Source organism: Enterobacter sp. Cy-643 (assembly GCF_011752815.1).
Taxonomy (GTDB): domain Bacteria; phylum Pseudomonadota; class Gammaproteobacteria; order Enterobacterales; family Enterobacteriaceae; genus Cedecea.
In genome coordinates this window covers 15165-36396 of record NZ_VWWV01000009.1, presented here as the reverse complement: position 1 = coordinate 36396, position 21232 = coordinate 15165, and the positions used below count along the sequence as shown (strand labels likewise).

Genomic DNA, 21232 nt, shown 5'->3' with positions numbered 1-21232 from the left:
ATGGAGCTTCTCGCTAATGAGTGGACGCAATTTGTCGCGGCGCCGTCACAGGGGCTCCAGGGCCTGCACGCCCATTTTAATAAGCACCGCTACGAACGCCATTCCCATGATTACTTTGTGATTGGCACCATGGACGTCGGGGCCTCGAAGGTGGGCCTGGGTCGGGGATCGATCATCGCCCCGGCAGGCAGCGCAATGATTGTGAATCCGGGGGACGCCCACGACGGCAGCGTTTATTCCGAGCAGGGCTACACCTACAGCATGCTCTACGTGCAGCCCTGGGTTGTGGACGGCATTGCCCACGAGCTGGAACTGAATTCCGGCCACAGCCTGTGCTTCACCAGCCCTGTTCTGAACGATCCGGACATCGTCGCCAGGCTACAAATGCTGCACCGCACGCTGTTTCAAGCGCAGGATAACTTAGCGCTGGAGGTACTGCTGATTGACGCGTTAAAGCCGCTGCTGAGCCGCTATTCCACGCGCCGGTTTACGCCGCAGGAAGAACGCCGCGAACCGCGAATAGCCAAAGTGCGCGATCTGATGCACGCCAGCTTTGCCTCCCCGCTGACCACCGAAGATATGGCGCAGGCATCCGGCCTGAGCCGGGTCCGGCTGAACCAACTGTTTCGCGCCGCTTATGGCCTGTCGCTGCACGCCTACCTCAACAGGGTGCGCATGGACTCCGCCAGGCAAATGCTCCGCACCGGTTTGCCCGCCGCCGACGTGGCCACCGCCGTGGGCCTGTTCGATCAGAGCCATTTGATTCGCCGCTTTAAAGGCTGCTTCGGCATTACGCCGGCACAATTTGTTAACGCGCATTTTTCAAATATCCAATACGGCCGCCGCTGACCTTTTCATACTCCTGCGTTTTAAGGTTCTTACTTTCTTCGGAGCAGAGTATGTCTTATTCCACAGATTCACCGCCCGTCCACCGGGCCAGCGCGCGTGTTTCAGCCTGGGTCATGATTGTGATTGGCGCGGGAAGCGTGCTGTCATCGCTCGATCTGTTTGTCGTTAACCTCGCTTTCCCGGCCATTCGCGATAGCTTTGCCGGGGCCACTAACCAGGCGCTCTCCTGGGTGATCAGCGCCTATTCCATCGCCTTTGCCGCATTTTTGGTCCCGGCGGGCAGAATGGCGGATATTTACGGCCGCAAACGCGTCTTTAAAGCTGGCCTGGCCGTGTTCTCTGTGGCGAGTTTGGCCTGCGCGCTTGCGCCGGACGTTCTCTCCCTGATTTTCGCCCGCGGCCTGAAAGGCGTGGGCGCCGCGCTAATGATCCCCACCAGCCTGGGGCTGCTGCTGGCCGCCTACCCCAAAGATCGCCATAAGCAGATGGTGGGGATTTGGGCGGCGACAGGGTCGGTTGCCGCCGCGCTTGGGCCGATTCTTGGCGGCGCGCTGGTCAATATCGACTGGCGGCTGATCTTTCTGATTAACCTGCCGGTGGCGCTCCCGGCGCTGTGGCTAAGTAAGCACCTGACGGAAACGGAAGTGGTCAAAAGCCGGCTGCCGGATATCCTCGGCTCGCTGATGCTGATCGCCGGCCTGGCGCTGCTGGTGGCCGGGATCTCCTGGGCCAGCGACTGGGGATTCACCAGCCCCAGACTCTGGGCGGTGCTGGCCGGAGCATTTGCTTTTCTGATGCTGTTCGTGCGCCGCTGCCTGACGCAGCCCGCCCCGGCGCTCGACCTGCGGGTATTCCGGGTGCCGACATTTACCCTTGCCACGCTGGGGATGGCCTTTTTCTATATGGGATTTGCCATCATGCTGCTGGGTGGCAGCTTGTTCCTGACGCAGGTCTGGCACTGGCCCGAAATGAAAGCGGGCGCCGCGTTTGCCTTCGGGCCCGGTAGCGCGGTCGTGGCTTCGATTATCGCCGGCAGAACCCACGTTTCACCGAAGCGACTCACCGTCACCGCAGGATTGCTGTTTCTGGTCTCAGGCATCTGGTGGTATGGCGTTCTGGGGGATACAGCCCACTATTTCCTGGCCTATTGGCCGGGCATGATCCTGACGGGCATTGCCGCGGGCATTGGCCAAACGGGCTTTATCGCCGGCGGTGCGTCTGCCCTGCCCGCCAGTCAGTACGCCACCGGCACCGGGATCATTAACACCTCCCGGCAGATTGGCGCGGCGATTGGCGTGGGGGTCTTTGTGGCGGTTTCTGGCAGCGCCAGGGCCGCCGCTCAGTTCCAGACGGCCTGGCTACTGATGGCGGCCTTTGGGCTTATCGCCTCGCTGTCAGCCCTGCTGCTCCGCGCGAAGCGATAGCGCTTAATTCTCCAGTAAGCCCAGGCGAATAAAGCTTTCGGCGGTGGCGACAATCGCCTCTTCCGGGGAACGAGGCGCCCAGCCGAGCAGGTTCACCGCTTTCGCGCTGGTCACGTTCATGTCCACGCCGAGCAGGGTCAGCGAGCCTTTCATTCCCGGATTTGTGTGCGCCGCCAGGCGCACCATCCAGTCGGGCAGCGCCAGGGTGGAGACTTTCCCGGCGGCTTCACCGAGATGCTTGCGCAGGATTTTCGCCACCTCAACCATCAGCAGGCTATTCCCGGAGCTGGCGAGGAAACGCTCGCCGTTTGCCGCCGGGTGCGTCATCGCCAGCAGATGTAAATCGGCCACGTCGCGTACGTCCACAAAACAAGAGTTGATGTTCGGGTTGCCCTTTTGCCCGTCCAGCATGTTTTTCACCAGCCGGGTGGAGTGGGAAAAATCAGGCCCTAATACCGGCCCCATTACCGCCACCGGGTTCACCGCCGACAGCTCCAGGCCACGCCCTTCAGTCTCAACAAAAGCCCAGGCGGCCTTTTCCGCCAGCGTTTTCGATTTCTGATAGGGCCACACTTTCCCGGAAACGTCGCTCCAGTCCGTTTCGTCAAACGGGCGGCGATGGCTTGCCGGATGCCCAACGCCTACGGCCCCAAAGGCAGAGGTGAGCACGACGCGCTTAACGCCAGCAAAGCTTGCGGCGCGGAGAACTCGCAGGTTGCCGTCCACCGCAGGTTTGATCCAGTCCTCGTCCGTGGCGTGGTTACCGGAGGGCGTCGGCGAGGCGCCATGCATCACATAGCGGCACCCGGCCATCGCTTCAGCCCAGCCTTCATCCGCCATTAGATCGGCGACGAAAAAGGAGAGACGATCGCCCGGCTCGCAGCCGCCCTCTTTCAGGTTCTTGAGCACTTCTGCTTTACGATCGGCGGAACGCACGGTGGTACGAACCTCATAGCCCTTTTCCAGCAGCGTTATAATGCAGTGCTGGGCGATAAATCCGGTTCCCCCGGTAACCAATACAATATCTTGTGTCATCCTGTTGTCCTCTGTGGCTGGTAGGCAAATGGCATACGTGCTCTTGCTGCGCAGGATAAAACCGGCCAGTCGGATTTTGAATGCTTGATAGTCCGTTCTACTTGCGTAATAGTACGGAAATGCATACCGACCCGTTTTCTGAAATCCTCAAGTTTGCCGACGCAGAGTCGCTGGTGACCGGCGGTTTTACCGCGGGCGGCGACTGGGCGCTTCACTTCCCCCCGCCGGATAAAATCAAGTTCTTCGCCATCGTCAAAGGCAGTTGCTGGGTGATGCTCGAAGGCCACCCGGAACCGATACATTTTTGCACCGGCGACGTCGGCCTGCTGAATGCCAGGCGGGCGTTTATTGTCGCCAGCTCACCGGAGATCAAACCGGTCGATGCCATGAGCGTTTTTAAGGCCGGAGAGCGGAACTACGCCGCGCTGGGGGAAGGGAAAGAGTTTGAGTATATGGGCGGCCACGTTCTGCTGGATCCCAATCGCGGGCAGATGCTTGCTCAGGTGTTGCCTCAGTGGATTCACATCCCGGCCGCATCCCCGCAGGCGGCGTCTTTCCGCTGGCTGCTCGATCAGCTGATTGCCGAAAGAGAAAAGGCTCAGCCCGGCACCCAGCTCGCCTCCGCACAGCTTTCACAGCTGCTGTTTATTCAGATCCTTCGTGCCCATTTGCAAACCAGCAGTTCGCTTCCGGCAGGTTTGCTGCGCGCCTTGGGTGATGCCCGCCTTGCCCCGGCGCTGCAGCTTATACACGCTGATCCGTCTCGTAACTGGCGCCTGGAAGATCTCGCCAAAGCCTGCGCCATGTCGCGCACCACATTTGCGCAATATTTTCGTACCGCATCGGGGATCACGCCGGGGACTTATCTTACCCAGTGGCGTATGCGGCTGGCAGAAAAAGCGCTGCGCGAACAGGCGGATCAAATCGCCATGGTGGCCCAGTCGCTCGGGTATACCTCGGAAAGCGCCTTCAGTAATGCTTTTAAACGTGAAACCGGCCTGTCGCCAAAAGCCTGGCGAAACGCTGCGCGAAGCACGGCCAGTTAAAAACAAAAAACGCCGCACGGCGGCGGCGTAAATAAGTCAAACAGGCTATTTGATCTGCGAAGAGACGCGCCATAAGTCCACGCCGCCTTCGGTGGCATGCTGGTCGATCTCAGCCAGTTCCTGAGCGCTGAATGCCAGGTTATCCAGCGCCTGCAGCGAGTCCGCCAGTTGCTCAACGGTACGCGCCCCAATCAGGGCAGAGGTGACACGCGAGTCACGCAGAACCCAGGCAATCGCCATTTGCCCCAGCGTCTGCCCGCGGCTTTCGGCCACGGCGTTCAGTGCGCGGATCTTGTTGAGGTTCTCGGTATTGAGCATGCCTGCCACCCGGGAACCCTCCCCGGCCGCACGCGCCCCCTGCGGCACCCCGTTCAGGTATTTCGACGTCAGCATACCCTGCGCCAGCGGTGAGAAAGCAATGCAGCCGCTGCCCAACTCCGCCAGCACATCCAGCAGCCCGTGCTCGATGGTCCGGTTCAGCATGGAGTAGTTCGGCTGGTGGATGAACAGCGGGACTTTCTCTTCGGCCAGGATCTGCGCCGCCTGACGGGTCAGCTCCGGGGAATAAGACGAGATCCCCACGTAGAGCGCTTTGCCCTGGCGATGCAGCTGCACCAGCGCACCCATGGTTTCTTCCAGCGGCGTATCGGCATCCACGCGGTGGCTATAGAAGATATCGACATAGTCCAGCCCCATTCGCTTCAGGCTTTGCTCGCAGCTGGCAATCAGGTGTTTTTTCGTGCCCGTTGGGCCGCCGTAGGGGCCAGGCCACATATCCCACCCAGCCTTGGTGGAAATAATCAGTTCGTCACGGTAAGGGGCAAAATCTTTCGCCATCCAGCGGCCAAAGTTCTCTTCCGCCGACCCCGCCGGTGGGCCGTAATTATTCGCGAGATCGAAGTGGGTAATGCCGTTATCAAAAGCGTGACGCAGAATAGCCCTGCCGGTTTCAAAAACATCCACCCCGCCGAAGTTCTGCCATAGCCCCAACGAAATAAGCGGTAACGCCAGGCCACTTTTCCCCGTTTTACGGTACTGCATATTATTACTGTAGCGAGATGGCGACGCACTATAATTCATAACGCATTCCTCATGGTGAAGAAAATATCAAGGGCAAGTTCGCATTAAATGAATAATGCAAAACTTATCGAGCAGAGGTAAATACCAGGCAACAAATCACCGGAGTTATTTAAAAGGGATTAATCAATGAATGAATATTTAGGGCGAGATAAATACTCATTGCGAAATCTATTTTCGCAGCGTATCGTTAATCTGTAAAATTCATTATTGAGATTGCATTAATCTTTACTGGAGATAAATGATGGAGCTGCGCCAGATTCGGCATTTTATTGCCGTTGCGGAACATGAAAATTTTACCCGGGCCGCGCTCAGCATGCATATCGTGCAGTCGGCGCTCTCCACCTCTATCAAGCAACTGGAAGAAGAGCTGGGCACCCCGCTGTTTATTCGCTCCACGCGCAAAGTTCGCCTGACCATGGCCGGGAAAGTATTTCTGCACTATGCCCGCACCATCGGCCATTACGTGGATAAAGCGGTCCAGGAAGTGGAGGCGATTGTCTCCTTAAAAACCGGGACGCTGTCCATTGGCACCGTACAAAGCGTGCCGCCGTTTATTGATCTCCCCGAATTGCTGGAGACATTTATCCGCAAGTTTCCCGATTTTGAGGTCAAGCTTTGCCAGGGCTCTTCTGAAAGGCTAAATGAAAAAATCCAAAACCAGCAAATCAGTCTCGCCATTATGCCGGTGGAAGAGGTCTCAGACCGGTTGGCCTCGCGCATCATCGCCTGCGACGAAATGGTGCTGGCCTTCGCCCACGATTTTCCCGGCCTGCCCCCAGAGGGAGAAGCCATCGCGATGGAAGCGCTTGCCGGCCTGTCATTTATCGACTTTGAATCGGGCCAGGGCACGCGCAAGGTCAATGACGGCTGCTTTGCCCTGCGGGGCTTAAGCCGAAAAATCACCTTTGAAGTCAGCGATCTCGATACGCTGCTCAGTCTTTTAGAGCGGAAAATGGGGGTGGCTCTGCTCCCGGAAGAGGTGGTTATGGCGCGCGGGGACAGACTGACGAGACGGAAGATCAGCAACGCAGACCTATGCTGGGAGCTGGCCGTGGTCTGGCTGAGCGACAGCCCGGGCAGCCTGAAGGTTCACGACCGCCCGGTACAAGAGTTTTTGGACATTTTAGGCCCGGCAGAAGAAGAAGCCTGATCTTCCGGGTTCGTCAGGAACCATTTGCGGCTGGCGGTACAGAGAGGCGCCTCGCTTTGGCGGTCAGCGCAATCCCGGCCAGCAGAATAGCCACCAGCCACAAAGCAAGCTGCAGCCCAAGCCACCCGCTCAAAGCACCGATTATTACCGGCCCCAGCAGCATGCCGGTATAGGCCATGCGGGTCACCAGCGCGATTTCTTTACTGGCATCGCCTTCCCCCTGCGAGGCCGCAATAATAAACATCAGCGGCACAAGCGTCGAAATGCCCAGCCCCAGCAGCAAAAAGCCGACCAATGCATTGCCGGGCGAGGACGACAGCAGCACGATACTCATGCCAATAAACCCCAGCGTGGCCATCAGCGACAGTAGCGTTTTCTCGCGTACTGCGCGACGGAGCGTGTCGCCGCTAAAACGCCCGGCCGCAATCAGCACGACGGATAGGTAGTAAAGCGCCGAGAATGTGAGCCGATGCGACAGCAAGCCTGCCAGCGACCCGCCTATTCCCCCGAGGCTAAACATTCCGTGCAGCTTCGACATAAATTTATGCCCGCTGGCCCGCTCCACAGCCGTCGCTTCCACGTTAGTCGCCACGTCAAGCACTGCCAGAGACAGGCCAAACGCCATCAGTAACAGGCATGAGGCCGCGAAGGAAGGACTAAGAAATACCAGCCATAAACTTAACGGATAAAGCACGCTGAACAGCCCAATAGCTTTTTTGGCCCCCATCGATGAGACCCACAGCCCGAGGCGTTTCATGGCCAGAATTGCCCCCAGCGACATCGAAAACAGCGCGATGGATAAAAGGCTGTTACTCACCTAGTGGGCTTCTTTCAGCCAGGGAATAAAAACGCCCCAGGTAGAGAAAATAACCCCGTTAGTGAAATAGAGCGCAAACAGCGTCAGCGCCGATTTTTTATAGGATTGCATAATTTTTGACTTAATTTTCATAACAGAAAAGAGAGGCCCAGGGCCTCTCTTAGATTACAGCGCAACCCTGGGCGACTTACAGCCCCTGAATTTCGCGCCATCCTTCCAGATACGTTTTTTCCGCCGGTGACGGCAGATCCAGAGCCAGTTGAGCGCGATGCCAGAACGGATAAATGGCCGCCGGGCGCCCCGCCGCTTCGATTTTCAACATCTGTGCTTCGGTGAGCGTCAGGTGAATGGAGGCAATATTTTCCTTTAGCTGCGCCTCGTTTCGCGCCCCTAACACGAGGGTATCGACGTTCGGGCGCTGCCTGACCCACGCCAGCGCCACCTGTGGCACGGTTTTACCGCACTCCGCCGCCACTTCCTTCAACACGTCAATCACCTGGTAGAGCCGGGCACGATCGCTGATATGCGGCTCGGTCCACGTCGAGCCCTGCCGGGTACCGTCCTGCGGCGGCGTCTCGCGGTCTATGCGCCCGGTAAGCAAGCCTTCCCCCAGCGGGCTCCAGATCATCGACCCGATCCCCATCTCTTTGCCGCCCGGCAGCAGCTCATATTCAGCGTCACGCCCTTCCGCAGTGTAATAAATCTGCTGGGCCACCGGCGCGGTATAGCCCAGTTTCTCCGCTAAATATTTGGTTTTCGCCAGCTGCCAGCCGCTGTAGTTAGACACGCCCCAATAGCGAATTTTACCGGCCAGCACCAGTGAATCCATCACTTCCAGCGTCTCTTCTACCGGCGTTACGCCGTCCCAGCCGTGGATCCAAAAGAAATCCAGCCAGTCCGTTTTCAGCCGGGTGAGGGACGCATTCACCTGCGGGATGAGATGCTGACGCGATGCCCCGCTGCCGTTCGGGCCTTCATGCATGCGAAACCGTGCTTTGCTGAACAGCAACCAGTCATTGCGCTGCCCCTGTAAGGCCTCGCCCAGAATGCTTTCTGCCTGACCAAAAGAGTACAGGTTGGCGGTATCAATCGCATTAATCCCCGCCTCGCGGGAGAGCGCGATCATCGAGGTGGCCTGTTTCACGTCCACGCTACCGGCGCGGTCAAAACCGAAGTCGCCGCCAAAAGTCAGGGTTCCGAGCACATACTGTGAAACTTGCAGGCCGGACTGGCCAAGATTGACATACTGCATAGTGACTCCCGTAAGAAATTTAATTCACTGCTCATTCAAGCGTTATGCCTTCCAGTAAGCGGTAATGTCTGGCGTTAGCCCATTCACCGGATCGTTTTTGGGAAACGACAGAGAAGCCATACGCGCCTTCATTTCGGCGGTGGGCGCCTCCCGGCAAATATCAAAACTTTGTCCCGCCGGATAAGCCCCGACGACCAGGAAATCATCGCTGGCCGACAGGCGGCAGTGCCCAATACCGGCGGGCAAAAGCACCACATCTCCGGCATTGACCGTCACCTCGTGTCCTTCAGGTCCACCGAGCATCAAACGCGCCGTGCCGCCTGCAAACCCCAGTACCTCATGCGCCGTTGAGTGGTAGTGGTGGTAGTCATAAACCCCGTTTCGCCATTGCGGAAACCACTGATTCGCAGCAAAAATCGCCTCCATGCCGGAGGCAATATCTCCCCGGGTCACCACGTTTCTGTAATGCAAAACCGGCAGCCTTGAATTATTGGGCACCCAGCCGTTGGCGATAATTAATGTGGCCTCCGGGGTGATGCCCGAACTGGCCCAGCCGCGGCCGGGCGTGAGCGATATTCCTGCCCCGGCAACCAGGACCGATTTAATAAAATCTCTTCTGTCGAATGTGGCCATAGCAATGTATTCCCGCGTTGTGGTCAGAAAAAAGAAATGCGCCAGCGCCGTTGGTACCTGTCTAGCATAGCCAGAAGGATTTATTTTTTAAGTAGATTATTTAGATGGGAATTATCTATTCTGGAGATAGCATATTCAGGGCGTGGGATAAAAATAAAATCAACGCAGTTTGTCAGGCCCGTCGGTTGACGTTCAATAAATGGGTGCCTATGCCCCAGCGCTGTAACTCGATCCCCGAAGCGGTGACGGCCAGCAGGCTATAGCTGCAGTTTTGCTGGCCGTAGCGGCTAAGCTCCTCCCCCGGGGCCGCACCTTTCAGCTGCCAGAGAAGAATTTCCAGCGCCGCGCCGTGGGTCACGACGGCCACGGCGTCATCCACGTCTGAAAGCGGCAATGTTTTAAAAAAATCGAGCAGGCGATGGCTGACCTCAGCGACGGATTCTCCCTGAGGGATCCGGGGCAGAGGGTCGCCGACGGACAACTGGCGCATCGCGGCGGGGTATTGTCTCCGGGCCTCGTCCAGGGTCAGCCCCTGCAGCAAACCAAAATGGCGTTCATGCAGCCTTTCATCCGTTGTTATCGGGCAGGTAAAGTGGCCGGCCAGCACGCCGGCGGTGTTTTGCGCCCGCAAAGCCGGCGAGGTGTAAACCTGAGTCACAGGGAATTCAGACAGGGCCGCAGCCAGCGCAAGGCATTGCCGGAGACCGCGGGCGGTGAGCGGGCTTTCCAGTCTGCCCTGAATCATGCCCTGTTGATTGCCTTCACTTTCCCCATGCCGGACCAAAATTACTCGCACACGCTTTCCTTTGTTAACGTTTTAATTTAGCATTTACTTAATTTAGAATTATCTAAAATAAAAATATGCAACCCGATCTCTCCCAACTTCAGGCCAGCGCGGAGGCAGCCGCCAAACTGCTAAAAGCCATGAGCAACCCGAAGCGTTTGCTCATTCTGTGCCTGCTGCTCGACTCCCCCGGCACCGGGGCCGGAGAACTTGCTGCCGCCGCAGGATTGAGCCCCTCAGCAACCTCCCAACATCTGACGAAAATGAAGGATGAAGGGCTCATAGAGCACCAGCGTAATGCTCAGCGTGTGCTCTATTTCATCAAAAATAGCGCGGTACGCGAAGTGATCGCGACGCTGAAAACCATTTACTGCCCCTGAGGAACATCATGACTATTTCATCCATCTTGCCAGAAGACGCGAAAAAGCTCATTGCCTGCGGTGCCGCGCTGATCGACATCCGCGAACCGGATGAACATGCCCGTGAGAACATTCCAGAGGCGCATCTGATGCCGCTTTCCGCCATTGAAAACGGCGCCAGGCTGGGGCCGCTAGATCCTCACGACGTGGTGATTTTCCACTGTCAGTCCGGAATGCGTTCTTCTCAGCATGCTCAAAAGCTGGCGGCGCTTGCCGAACCGGCCCAGGTCATGCTGCTGGCCGGGGGCCTCGAAGCATGGAAAAAAGGCGGGCAGGAGATTCTGGCAGATAAAAGCCAGCCTCTGCCAATCATGCGGCAGGTACAAATTGTGGCGGGGACGTTAATTCTGCTTGGGGTCGTGCTCGGGTACAGCGTTAATAGCGGATTTTTCCTGCTATCTGGTTTCGTGGGCGCCGGTTTATTGTTCGCAGGCATCAGCGGATTTTGCGGTATGGCACGTCTACTGGCCTGGCTGCCGTGGAACCGCCGTTAGCGTATCTTGCTTTATCCGCCTCGATTTCTGATCTATGGTTATCAGGCGGCAAAACCGCATTAAATTCCCTTAGCATTCAGAGGTTTTTTATGTTTAAACCAGGAGATGTGGTGCAACCTAAACAGGGTGGCCCTAAGCTGCAGGTGGTTGAGGTTCAGGGAGAGGATTTGATTTGCGTCCCGGCCGCGACCTTGGGTGCGGATCAACTCACGCTGAAAGCAGATTCGGTTTCGCTGTACCAGGAAGAAGGCGATTTCGGCGTTTGCTAAGCAACAAAAACGGCGTGAGATTAATCACGCCGTTCTTCTCAATAAAAGTGCCCCTATCCTTGTCGTCGCCATTCATAAACAACCGGGCACGGCGGCAATCCAGGCCAGCAATCAATAGCCCTTCTCATAACCCGCAAAGAAACATCGAACCACAACGTCCGCGTTGACCTCTTTCAGAAAGTCAGCCACCGACTCTTTATCCAGGTGATAGCGGCGGGTTAGCACCCCGGCTTCCCAGGCTGCGCGCTGGCGATCGCCGGTCTGCTCGGCCATATGGTGAGTAAAGCCCAGCACAAATCCGCGTTTGTAATCCGCGCAAAAACGCTCCACGTTAAGCGCGCTGTCGGCCTGTCGGGCTTTCATTCCGGCCATCAGCCCCTTACCAAAATGGTTATCCATCAGCGACTCCTTATCACTCGCTATATAAATAATTATATAACGATTTTATCCGCGATGGGTATCCCTAAAACCCAGGGTTTTAGGGGGATTTTGTGCTTTAAGACACAGTTAAATCATCTCTTTGATAATCATCAGAAAATTAAAATGAGAACCACAAAATCAGGAAATGCCAGCGGCAAAGTGTGTTTCAACGCACTTTATCGACAAAAAACCTATAAATAAAAATTTATAGCTAATTGATGAAACCATTGTAGTGGCATACTCTACGCACATTAAATTACATGTTTTATAACACTAATTACTGGCCATAAAGGCAGCTCAAATAACTGCCTTTAAACTGGAGTCAACATTATGTTTTCCCCTGAGTCACGCTTACGCCATGCCGCCGCAGATATTTTTGCAATGGTAGTGTATTGCTCGGTAGTGAACATGATGATTGAGATCTTCCTCTCAGGCATGACCTTTGAGCAGTCGCTCTCTTCCCGCCTGGTCGCCGTGCCGGTCAACATTATTATCGCCTGGCCCTATGGCTTCTACCGCGATGCCTTTATGCGCACGGCGCGCCGCCTGACTCCGGCGAGCTGGGCAAAAAATCTGGCTGACGTGCTGGCTTATGTGACCTTCCAGTCCCCGGTTTACGTGCTGATTCTATGGAGCGTGGGCGCTGACTGGCACCAGATTGTGGCCGCCGTGACCTCAAACCTGCTGGTATCGATGATGATGGGTGCCGCTTACGGCTACTTCCTGGATTTCTGCCGCCGCCTGTTTCGCGTCAGCGGCCAGATGGGCGTGAAAGCGGGCGCCTGAGCCCCGGCTTGCAAGGGCGACTGGCCGGAAGCCAGTCGTTCACTTATTCAGACTCGCCAAATAATCCTGTCAGGTATCTTTCCAGCGCAATGCGGGAACTGAAGCCGTGTGGAATGCCGTAGTGTTCGTGCGTTTCGCCGGCAAGATAGAGCGGGAATTGCTGGTAGTGATCGCAGGTTTTCATCTCTGATGCCGGTTCCGCCAGCGACTGGCTGCGTTCTCTCAGCGTGGGATGAATAATCAGGGCAGTACGCCCCATGCGCGCTTCGCGGTTAACATAAACGTAATTCTCACCACGACGGTAGCCGTAGGTTTTTGCTGTTACCACATCCATGGTAAAACCCGACTTCTCAAGCACTCGGGCCACCTCATCCGGTCGTAAATACATAGATTTTCCTCGTCATCATTTACTGCATCGCAACCATACAATAAGCAGCATTGACAACGCTTTCGGAATTGTCCAGAAAGCCCGTCAATGGCCTTGAGCGGCCACATAACCAAAATTCATGGTCTACACTTAGCCGTACATCTTAAAAAGGGAGAGATACATGGCTAGCCGAGCAAACAAAAATGACGTTGATGTTCAGGTAGACGAAATCAATAACGATGTCAGCCAGCTGGCAGATACGCTGGAGGATGTACTGAAGTCCTTCGGGAGCGATGCAAAAGATGAAGTTGATGCCGCACGCAAAAAAGCTGAGGCGCTTCTGAAAGAGACCCGCGCACGGATTAACGGCAATCAGGGTCGTGTGAAGCAGGCCGCGCGCGATGCCGTTGGCTGCGCCGATTCCTATGTCCGCGACAAACCCTGGCAGAGCGTGGGTATTGGTGCGGCGGTGGGTATTTTCCTTGGGGCATTGCTGGCGTCACGCCGCTAATCCCAGGCACCTAACAGTCGATAAATGAGACTAAATGCGCGTTGTAACCCCGGCACCTTTCGCCGGGGTTTTTACTTTATGGCCAGCCGCAGTTGAAGTGCATAGCGCTGAGCCATTTCATACGAGCTGATATTGGTAAAACTCAGCAGCAAACCACCCGGCCCATGATGTTCAATTCGCCAGTGGCTAAGCGCCTGGACAGCAAGTCCCGCGGCTCTGGCTTTTTCCGCCACGGTATTGTCATCCCCTTCGACGCCAATCACCATCTGAATGCCGCCTGCCTGAGGCACAACCATGAAGCCCTGCTCGCTCAGCGCCCGCTCAAGCCACAGCCGACGCTCGGCATAGCGCTGACGCATTTTTTTTAAGTGCCGCCAAAAATGCCCCTCCCGCAGGAAGTCGGCGATAGCTTGCTGAATAAGGATAGGCGCGGTACAGGGTTGCCTGCCCGCCTGGCGCTGAAAATCCGCTACCGCGTGGGAAGGCACCACAAGCCAGGCAACACGCAGGGCCGGAAACATCGACTTACTGAAAGTCCCGGCATAAATAACTCGCTGCGGGCTGTCCAGACTTTTTAGCGGCGGCAAGGGCTTGCCGTGGTAGCGAAACTCGCTGTCGTAGTCATCTTCAATGATCCAGCTTTGTTCCCGACTGGCCCATTCCAGCAGCGCATGCCGCCGTGAAAGAGAGAGCGCCACGCCGGACGGGCTTTGGTGTGCGGGCGTCAAAAGTGCAAAACGGGCGTCGGGAAAACGACGCACGCCGTCATCAACCTGCATGCCCTCCTCGTCCACGGGGATCGCCCGGATTGCCATCCCGGCTTTTGCAAAATCAGGCCGAACAAAGCGGTAACCGGGATCTTCCAGCCAGATACTGTCCCCGGGCCGTGCAAGCGTGGCGAGAACCAGGGCTATACCGGCCTGGAACCCGGAGGTAATAAAGATTTGCTCCGGCTGACAGTCAATACTGCGGGAAAAACGCAGGTAATCCACAATCGCCTGCTTCAGCGAGGCTTCTCCGCTGGGCTCCGGCAGCATCAGGTCAAAACGAGTTTGCTGCCGTAAGCGCCGCCCCATCACTCTGGCCCAAATCGCGCGAGGAAAAAGATCCAACGCGGGAAGCCCCATCTGAAAAGGCCTGGGCGCACCCTGCGGGTGAGCAGCTGAAAACTTTTGCTCCCCGGGATCGTGCTTAACCGATGGACTCACAAAAGTGCCCGCCTGCCCCCGTCGCTCCAGCCAGCCCTGAGCCACCAGGTCGCCATAAGCATTCTCAACCGTGGCTCTGGCAACCCCCAGCTCCAGCGCCAGCGTCCGGCTGGAGGGCAGGCGACTCCCTGCCGCCAGTTCGCCGTTGTTTATCGCCTGCTTTAGCTGACGGGCAATTTGCTGGTAGCGTGGCTGAGCGGGATGAGAGGCCACGGTAAGCGGCGCAAATTTTGCTTTCATGGTCTGGTTTCTTAGTTAATTTATGGCTCTCTTTGATAGTCCATCATAGTGATAAATTGCCCTCACACCAACATGAGGAGCCACACCATGATCGAATTACGTCAGCCTTACTATGAGCTTTCCCCCAACGTGATCAAACCCATGCGCCAGGCGCTGCAGGGGCTGGAGAATGGCCCTCTGAGCAACGAGCTGATAGAGCTGGTATTCCTGCGCGTGTCGCAGATTAACGGCTGCGCTTATTGCCTCGAAATGCATGCCAAAGCGCTGCGTAAATCCGGCGTTGATCAGGTGAAGCTGGATTCACTGGCGGGCTGGAAAGTTAGCCACCAGTTCACCGAAAAAGAGCGCGCGGCGCTGGCGTGGGCAGAAGCGCTCACCCTGATTGCCGACAGCAATGCCGAAGACGACGTCTACCAGCCGCTACTGGCGTTTTTTAGCGCCGAGGAGATTGTTGATTTGACGCTGGCGGCCAGCATGATGAATGCGTTTAACCGCGTGGCGATTGGGATGCGGCAGTAAGCGATTTTTTTGTCTTTGATACACAAACACGTTCTATGTAGCCTGGAGAATATTACGTTCACTTCCATGCCTGTTTGATATGCAGCCACTGTACCGGTGAACGTCTCGGGGGAGTCACCGTCACTCCCCCGAGACCCCCGGCGCCCGGCGAGCTCATCGCCGCTGAAGCGGTAAACGCACCGGCTATCACCCAAACATTCGGGGTCGTTCGCGATGCGTTCCCGACGATCGCTCTCTTTCGTTGTTCCCGACAGCTCAACCCCGCCTGAGTTGGGTCATCACCGGGGGCGATGAGAGCCGGGACAAATCTCCCCTCACCCCAGCCCTCTCCCCAAAGGGGCGAGGGAGAAAACAAAATCTACGGGAAACATTGTGTATTCCCTCTCCCTTCCAGGGAGAGGGTTAGGGTGAGGGTAAAAGAAGCAGAGACGTTGTGGCCGAGAGCGTCGGGAACGCATCTCAGCCAACCCAGGACTGGGAGATAAAACGGAGGTCTGCCGCTCACGCGGTCGATTTATTTGGCCGGGAGTCCGGGTTCTTAGGGGAATGACGGTGATTCCCCTGAGCCGTTCACAAGTTCTGGGGCTGCATATAAAACAGGACTTAAAGTGAACGGAATCTCAACCGTTCTTTCATAGATAAAGCTCTTTCTGCTGAAAAAGATCCCCCTTCCCCTACACTTTTCAATCCCCTACAAAAAACAACAAAAACACTATATCTTGCGTGGTTGCAAATTTTAAAATCAACATCTAGTATTTCTTTCAGTAAGAACACACCACCCGCAGTCCACTTTATGCGGCGTTCCATTATTCTAAAGGGAAATACGAATCATGCGCATTACTATTTACACTAAAGATGACTGTGTTCAGTGTCATGCTACAAAACGGGCGATGGAGAGCCGGGGCTTTGCCTTCGACATGATCAACCTCGATCAGTGTCCGGAGGCGGCTGACGACCTCAGAGCTAAAGGCTTCCGCCAGCTGCCGGTGGTGGTGACCGAAGCAGAAAGCTGGAGCGGCTTCCGCCCGGATATGATCAATCGCCTGTGCCTTGCCGCCAGCGCATGAGTACCCTCGTCTACTTCTCCAGCGAGTCGGAAAATACCCTGCGTTTTATCGAACGTCTGGGGCTACCCGCCTTACGCATTCCCCTAGAGGTAAAAGCGCGCCTGGAAGTGACGGAACCCTACATTTTAATCGTGCCCAGCTATGGCGGCGGCGGCATTGCCGGCGCGGTGCCCCCGCAGGTGATCCGCTTCCTTAATAACCCAAAAAATCGCGCGCTGATCCGCGGGGTGATCGCCAGCGGCAACCGCAGTTTTGGCGAAGGGTTTTGCCGGGCCGGGGACGTCATTTCACAGAAATGCCAGGTGCCTTATCTCTACCGTTTTGAGCTACTGGGCACCCCGCAAGACATCGACAACGTGCGTAAGGGAGTAAGCGAATTTTGGCAACGACAGAAGCAGTCCGTTTAGCGACGGAAAGCGTGGACTACCACGCCCTCAACGCCATGCTCAACCTCTATGACAAAGAGGGGAATATTCAGTTTGATAAAGACAAACGGGCCGTCGAAAGCTTCTTTGCCCAGCACGTCTTACCGAACACCGTCAGCTTCCCCAGCCTGCAGGCGAAGCTGGACTATCTGGTGGCCGAACACTATTACGACGATGCCGTGCTGACCCGCTATTCGCGCCCGTTTATCCTTGAACTGTTCGATAGCGCCCACGGCAGCGGCTTTCAGTTCCAGACCTTTTTAGGCGCGTGGAAGTACTACACCAGCTACACCCTGAAAACCTGGGACGGGAAGCAGTATCTGGAGCATTTTCCGGATCGCGTTTGCATGGTGGCATTGACCCTGGCGCAGGGAGATGAGCTTCTTGCCACACGCCTGATGGAAGAGATGCTCAGCGGCCGTTTTCAGCCCGCCACGCCGACGTTCCTCAACTGCGGTAAGAAGCAGCGGGGCGAGCTGGTTTCCTGCTTCCTGCTGCGGATTGAAGACAATATGGAGTCGATTGGCCGCGCGGTTAACTCGGCGCTCCAGCTGTCGAAACGCGGCGGCGGCGTTGCCTTCCTGCTTTCCAACCTGCGTGAAGCCGGAGCCCCTATCAAACGCATCGAGAATCAGTCTTCAGGCGTGATCCCGGTGATGAAGATGCTGGAAGACGCTTTTTCCTACGCCAACCAGCTTGGCGCTCGTCAGGGCGCGGGGGCGGTTTACCTTAATGCGCATCATCCGGATATTCTGCGCTTCCTCGATACCAAGCGGGAAAATGCCGACGAGAAGATCCGCATTAAAACGCTGTCGCTCGGGGTGACTATCCCGGACATCACCTTCCAGCTCGCCAAAACCAATCAGCAGATGGCGCTGTTTTCCCCTTATGACGTGGAAAGAATCTACGGCAAGCCGTTTGGCGATATCAGCGTCAACGAACTTTATCAGCAGATGGTGGCCGACGACCGCATTCGCAAAAGCTGGATCAACGCCCGAGATTTCTTCCAGACGCTGGCGGAGATCCAGTTTGAATCCGGCTACCCGTACATCATGTTTGAGGACACGGTTAACCGGGCCAACCCGATTGCCGGGCGCATTAACATGAGCAATCTCTGCTCGGAAATTTTGCAGGTGAACAGCGCGTCTACCTACGATGAAAACCTGGATTACGCGCAAACGGGCAAAGACATATCCTGCAACCTTGGTTCGCTGAACATCGCCCATACCATGGATTCTGAGGATTTTGGCCGCACCGTGGAGACCGCCATTCGCGGCCTGACGGCGGTGTCGGATATGAGCCATATTCGTTCGGTGCCGTCGGTCGAAGCAGGGAATGCCGCCTCTCACGCCATTGGCCTGGGACAAATGAACCTCCACGGCTACCTGGCGCGGGAGGGCATTGCCTATGGTTCAGCGGAAGGGCTGGATTTCACCAATATCTATTTCTATACCATCACCTGGCACGCGCTTCGCGCTTCCAATGCATTAGCCCGGGAGCGGCAGCAGCGTTTTGCCGGTTTCGAACGGTCGCGCTACGCCAGCGGGGAGTACTTCCGCCAGTACCTGGAGCAGACCTGGGAGCCCAAAACGGAGAAAGTCCGGGCGCTGTTCGCTAAAGCAGGGATTGCGATTCCAGGGCGCGAGCAGTGGCAGCAGCTATGCGACGACGTGCGCAAATATGGCCTGTATAACCAGAATTTACAGGCTATCCCGCCGACGGGGTCTATCTCTTATATCAATCACGCAACCTCGAGCATCCACCCGATTGTCTCCCGGATTGAAATTCGCAAAGAGGGTAAAACGGGACGTGTGTATTACCCCGCCCCGTTTATGACCAACGAAAATCTTGAGTTTTACCAGGACGCCTACGACATTGGCCCGGAAAAGATCATCGACACCTACGCCGAGGCCACCCGACACGTTGACCAGGGGCTTTCGCTGACGCTGTTCTTCCGCGATACCGCCACCACCCGCGACATTAATAAAGCGCAGATTTATGCCTGGAAAAAAGGCATTAAAACGCTCTACTACATTCGTCTGCGGCAGCTGGCGCTGGAAGGCACCGAGGTGCAGGGCTGCGTGTCCTGCGCGCTATAACGCGAAAGCACAAGGAAAGAAAATGATGCAACTGACGCGCGTAAGCGCCATCAACTGGAACAAAATCGAGGATGATAAAGACCTCGAAGTCTGGAACCGCCTGACCAGTAACTTCTGGCTGCCGGAGAAGGTGCCGCTCTCTAATGACATTCCGGCCTGGCAATCGCTCAGCGAGCAGGAGCAACAGCTCGTTATCCGCGTGTTTACCGGGCTGACGCTGCTGGACACCATTCAGAATACCGTGGGCGCCCCCGCACTGATGGCCGATTCGCTGACGCCGCACGAAGAGGCGGTGATGTCGAATATCAGCTTTATGGAGGCGGTACACGCCCGCTCCTACAGCTCGATATTTTCCACGCTGTGCCAGACCAAAGACGTGGACGCCGCCTACGACTGGAGCGAGCAAAACGAAGCCCTGCAGCGCAAAGCCGCGATTATTCTGGGCCATTACCGGGACAACGATCCGCTGAAGAAAAAAATTGCCAGCGTGTTCCTCGAGTCCTTCCTGTTTTACTCTGGCTTCTGGCTGCCGATGTATTATTCCAGCCGCGGCAAGTTGACCAACACCGCCGATCTCATTCGGCTGATCATTCGCGACGAGGCGGTGCACGGCTATTACATCGGTTACAAGTATCAGAAAGCGCTGGCACAGCAGAGCCCCGAACGCCAGACCGAGCTGCAAAACTTTGCCCTCGATTTGCTGATGGATCTCTACGATAACGAGCTGGCTTACAGCGAAACGCTTTACCGTGAACTGGGCTGGGAGGACGAGGTAAAGGCGTTTCTGAGCTACAACGCCAATAAAGCGCTGATGAACCTGGGCTACCAGGCGCTGTTCCCGGCGGAGATGGCGGAAGTTAACCCGGCCATTCTTGCCGCGCTGTCCCCCAATGCCGATGAGAACCACGATTTCTTCTCCGGCTCTGGATCGTCCTACGTGATGGGCAAGGCGGTTGAAACCGAGGACGAGGACTGGGATTTCTAGTAATCTGGCCGCTGAGCATGTTGCGAGGTGGCCTATGTCGTTATTTCGTTGTTCTGTTTTGGCGCTGCTTTGCGGCAGCGCACCGTTAGCCTTTGGCGCCCCGCTGTTGCTTGACACGGCACTGCTGGCGCACAGTAAGCAAGAGATTAGCCAGCAAAACCCGTCCCTGATGCCCGCCTGGCAAGCCCTTAAGCATAAAGCCGACCAGGCGCTGATTCATCCGCTCTACAGCATCACCCAAAAAAGCCCCGGCGCGCCGGCAGGTAATCCCCACGACTATTACAGCTTTTCAGACTATTGGTGGCCCGATCCTAAAAGCCCCGATGGCCTGCCGTGGGTGCGAAAAGATGGCCAGATGAATCCCGTCGCCGTCGGCAAGCAAAGCGACAAAGCCCGGCTAAACAGCATGACGGATGACGTATGGAATCTGGCGCTGGCCTGGCAGCTTTCCGGCAAAGATGCCTACGCGGAGAAAGCCCGCCAGCAGCTGGTGAACTGGTTTATCACGCCGGAAACCCGCATGACGCCGAATCTCACTTACGCCCAAACCATTCCCGGACGAAAAGGCGTGCGCGGCACCGGTATCCTTGACGGGCGTGGTTTTGTGCGGCTGATTGACGCCATTGAACTGCTGCACGACGGCGGCAAGCTGGACGATAAAACCTGGCGCGCGCTCCGGCAGTGGTATCGGGATTATTACCAGTGGCTGACCACCAGCGAAAACGGCCAAAAAGAGGCCGCGGCTGAAAATAACCACGGCACCTGGTATGACGTTCAGGCCGCCGCGATTGCCCTGTGGCTGGGAGATAAAGACGCGGCCAAACAGCGTTTGATTTCTGCCACCCAGCGCATTCCGGTGCAGTTTGACGCCAAAGGCGTGCCGGTGACGGAAATTGAGCGCACGCGATCCTGGCATTACAGCAACTTTATTCTGGATGCCTGGAACCCGTTAGGGCTGTTGGGTGAAAAAGTTGGGGTCAACGTCTGGCAGGCCAAAAACGGTGAGCACAGCCTGCAAAATGGCTACCTGTACATCGCCCAGTTTGTCGATAGCCAAACTTCGTGGCCCTGGCCCAATATGGATCCGTTCAAGCCCGATGAAGCCCTGGAGAATATGATTACCGCCGCACATGCCTGGCGGGAAAATAATACATTTAAAGACAAAGCCAAATGGCTGCTTAACAGGAATAAAACTGCCGTTATTAATTTAATTGCACAACCGTAATACGCCTGTCATTTCAGCCTGAATCACCCACGTTCAGGCTGAATATTCCCCTCATTGACAAAAAATATTTCACCACGCTTATTCCCTCTCAGGCCAGTGCTCATGGGAAATTTCTTCCACATTCATCA

The 21232-nt window shown here is 56.3% G+C and carries 24 protein-coding genes; 15 read left to right on the top strand and 9 right to left on the bottom strand.

The genetic code is table 11. The features are described 5' to 3' along the window. Entirely contained in the window at positions 1-849 is an 849-nt protein-coding gene (locus tag F3J29_RS21210; RefSeq protein ID WP_166869049.1) for an AraC family transcriptional regulator, read from the top strand. A gap of 50 nt (positions 850-899) precedes the next feature. Then, positions 900-2273: an MFS transporter gene (locus tag F3J29_RS21205; protein ID WP_286175466.1), complete on the top strand. Its 1374-nt coding sequence runs from the start codon at positions 900-902 to the stop codon at positions 2271-2273. A gap of 3 nt (positions 2274-2276) precedes the next feature. On the opposite strand, the gene F3J29_RS21200 is transcribed toward F3J29_RS21205, so the two are convergent. Beyond that, entirely contained in the window at positions 2277-3308 is a 1032-nt protein-coding gene (locus F3J29_RS21200; RefSeq protein ID WP_166869048.1) for an SDR family oxidoreductase, read from the bottom strand. 80 nt (positions 3309-3388) lie between these two features. On the opposite strand from F3J29_RS21200, the gene F3J29_RS21195 reads away from it, so the two are divergent. Continuing rightward, positions 3389-4354, top strand: a complete 966-nt coding sequence (locus F3J29_RS21195; protein WP_166869046.1) for an AraC family transcriptional regulator — start codon at positions 3389-3391, stop codon at positions 4352-4354. A gap of 45 nt (positions 4355-4399) precedes the next feature. Here F3J29_RS21195 and mgrA read toward each other — a convergent pair whose 3' ends face one another. Further along, the gene (mgrA, locus tag F3J29_RS21190; RefSeq protein WP_166869044.1) at positions 4400-5434 is read right to left on the bottom strand and encodes an L-glyceraldehyde 3-phosphate reductase; all 1035 of its coding nucleotides are present in this window, start codon (positions 5432-5434) and stop codon (positions 4400-4402) included. A 238-nt stretch (positions 5435-5672) separates the two neighbouring features. On the opposite strand from mgrA, the gene F3J29_RS21185 reads away from it, so the two are divergent. After that, positions 5673-6584, top strand: coding sequence for a LysR family transcriptional regulator (locus F3J29_RS21185; RefSeq protein ID WP_166869043.1), 912 nt, complete (start codon positions 5673-5675; stop codon positions 6582-6584). Positions 6585-6597: 13 nt separating this feature from the next. Here F3J29_RS21185 and F3J29_RS21180 read toward each other — a convergent pair whose 3' ends face one another. From F3J29_RS21180 to F3J29_RS21165, 4 genes are all read right to left on the bottom strand, one after another. After that, positions 6598-7401: an MFS transporter gene (locus tag F3J29_RS21180; protein WP_166869041.1), complete on the bottom strand. Its 804-nt coding sequence runs from the start codon at positions 7399-7401 to the stop codon at positions 6598-6600. Positions 7402-7588: 187 nt separating this feature from the next. Beyond that, entirely contained in the window at positions 7589-8653 is a 1065-nt protein-coding gene (locus F3J29_RS21175; RefSeq protein WP_166869039.1) for an aldo/keto reductase, read from the bottom strand. A 42-nt stretch (positions 8654-8695) separates the two neighbouring features. Then, complete coding sequence (locus F3J29_RS21170; RefSeq protein ID WP_166869038.1) at positions 8696-9286, bottom strand: cupin; 591 nt, start codon at positions 9284-9286, stop codon at positions 8696-8698. Between the two features lie 172 nt (positions 9287-9458). Further along, the gene (locus F3J29_RS21165; RefSeq protein WP_166869036.1) at positions 9459-10082 is read right to left on the bottom strand and encodes a histidine phosphatase family protein; all 624 of its coding nucleotides are present in this window, start codon (positions 10080-10082) and stop codon (positions 9459-9461) included. A 65-nt stretch (positions 10083-10147) separates the two neighbouring features. Between F3J29_RS21165 and F3J29_RS21160 the strand changes: the two genes are divergently transcribed. The 3 genes from F3J29_RS21160 to F3J29_RS21150 all read left to right on the top strand — a co-directional run bounded on the left by F3J29_RS21160 (position 10148) and on the right by F3J29_RS21150 (position 11252). Beyond that, on the top strand, positions 10148-10450 hold the full coding sequence (locus F3J29_RS21160; protein ID WP_166869034.1) for an ArsR/SmtB family transcription factor: 303 nt from the start codon (positions 10148-10150) through the stop codon (positions 10448-10450). An 8-nt stretch (positions 10451-10458) separates the two neighbouring features. Beyond that, positions 10459-10983 carry a rhodanese family protein gene (locus tag F3J29_RS21155; RefSeq protein WP_166869032.1) on the top strand — a complete coding sequence of 175 codons (525 nt, stop codon included), beginning with the start codon at positions 10459-10461 and terminating at the stop codon, positions 10981-10983. A gap of 89 nt (positions 10984-11072) precedes the next feature. Beyond that, positions 11073-11252 (top strand): GDFGVC terminal motif YodC-like protein, encoded by a 180-nt coding sequence (locus tag F3J29_RS21150; protein ID WP_008458219.1) that lies wholly within the window; start codon positions 11073-11075, stop codon positions 11250-11252. Positions 11253-11363: 111 nt separating this feature from the next. Here the strand turns inward: F3J29_RS21150 and F3J29_RS21145 are convergent, their stop codons facing one another. Next, the gene (locus tag F3J29_RS21145) at positions 11364-11651 is read right to left on the bottom strand and encodes a DUF2623 family protein (protein ID WP_166869030.1); all 288 of its coding nucleotides are present in this window, start codon (positions 11649-11651) and stop codon (positions 11364-11366) included. A 351-nt stretch (positions 11652-12002) separates the two neighbouring features. Between F3J29_RS21145 and F3J29_RS21140 the strand changes: the two genes are divergently transcribed. Further along, a complete protein-coding gene (locus F3J29_RS21140; protein ID WP_039297511.1) occupies positions 12003-12458 on the top strand; it encodes an L-alanine exporter AlaE in 456 nt (151 codons plus the stop codon). A gap of 43 nt (positions 12459-12501) precedes the next feature. Here the strand turns inward: F3J29_RS21140 and F3J29_RS21135 are convergent, their stop codons facing one another. Further along, positions 12502-12846 carry a DUF2002 family protein gene (locus F3J29_RS21135; RefSeq protein ID WP_008458222.1) on the bottom strand — a complete coding sequence of 115 codons (345 nt, stop codon included), beginning with the start codon at positions 12844-12846 and terminating at the stop codon, positions 12502-12504. A gap of 160 nt (positions 12847-13006) precedes the next feature. On the opposite strand from F3J29_RS21135, the gene F3J29_RS21130 reads away from it, so the two are divergent. Then, positions 13007-13336, top strand: a complete 330-nt coding sequence (locus F3J29_RS21130; protein ID WP_166869028.1) for a DUF883 family protein — start codon at positions 13007-13009, stop codon at positions 13334-13336. Positions 13337-13407: 71 nt separating this feature from the next. On the opposite strand, the gene pdxR is transcribed toward F3J29_RS21130, so the two are convergent. Continuing rightward, positions 13408-14784, bottom strand: coding sequence for a MocR-like pyridoxine biosynthesis transcription factor PdxR (pdxR, locus tag F3J29_RS21125; protein ID WP_166869026.1), 1377 nt, complete (start codon positions 14782-14784; stop codon positions 13408-13410). 87 nt (positions 14785-14871) lie between these two features. On the opposite strand from pdxR, the gene F3J29_RS21120 reads away from it, so the two are divergent. From F3J29_RS21120 to F3J29_RS21095, 6 genes are all read left to right on the top strand, one after another. Beyond that, positions 14872-15303: a carboxymuconolactone decarboxylase family protein gene (locus F3J29_RS21120; protein WP_166869025.1), complete on the top strand. Its 432-nt coding sequence runs from the start codon at positions 14872-14874 to the stop codon at positions 15301-15303. 830 nt (positions 15304-16133) lie between these two features. Then, positions 16134-16370: a glutaredoxin-like protein NrdH gene (gene nrdH, locus F3J29_RS21115; protein WP_166869024.1), complete on the top strand. Its 237-nt coding sequence runs from the start codon at positions 16134-16136 to the stop codon at positions 16368-16370. Beyond that, a complete protein-coding gene (gene nrdI / locus F3J29_RS21110; protein WP_039297519.1) occupies positions 16367-16777 on the top strand; it encodes a class Ib ribonucleoside-diphosphate reductase assembly flavoprotein NrdI in 411 nt (136 codons plus the stop codon). The genes nrdH and nrdI overlap by 4 nt, the downstream gene beginning before the upstream one ends. Next, positions 16750-18894 carry a class 1b ribonucleoside-diphosphate reductase subunit alpha gene (gene nrdE / locus F3J29_RS21105; RefSeq protein ID WP_166869023.1) on the top strand — a complete coding sequence of 715 codons (2145 nt, stop codon included), beginning with the start codon at positions 16750-16752 and terminating at the stop codon, positions 18892-18894. The genes nrdI and nrdE overlap by 28 nt, the downstream gene beginning before the upstream one ends. 25 nt (positions 18895-18919) lie before the next feature. Continuing rightward, the gene (nrdF, locus tag F3J29_RS21100) at positions 18920-19879 is read left to right on the top strand and encodes a class 1b ribonucleoside-diphosphate reductase subunit beta (RefSeq protein ID WP_205246878.1); all 960 of its coding nucleotides are present in this window, start codon (positions 18920-18922) and stop codon (positions 19877-19879) included. 34 nt (positions 19880-19913) lie between these two features. Further along, entirely contained in the window at positions 19914-21104 is a 1191-nt protein-coding gene (locus F3J29_RS21095) for an alginate lyase family protein (protein ID WP_166869021.1), read from the top strand. The last annotated feature ends 128 nt before the right edge of the window (positions 21105-21232 follow it).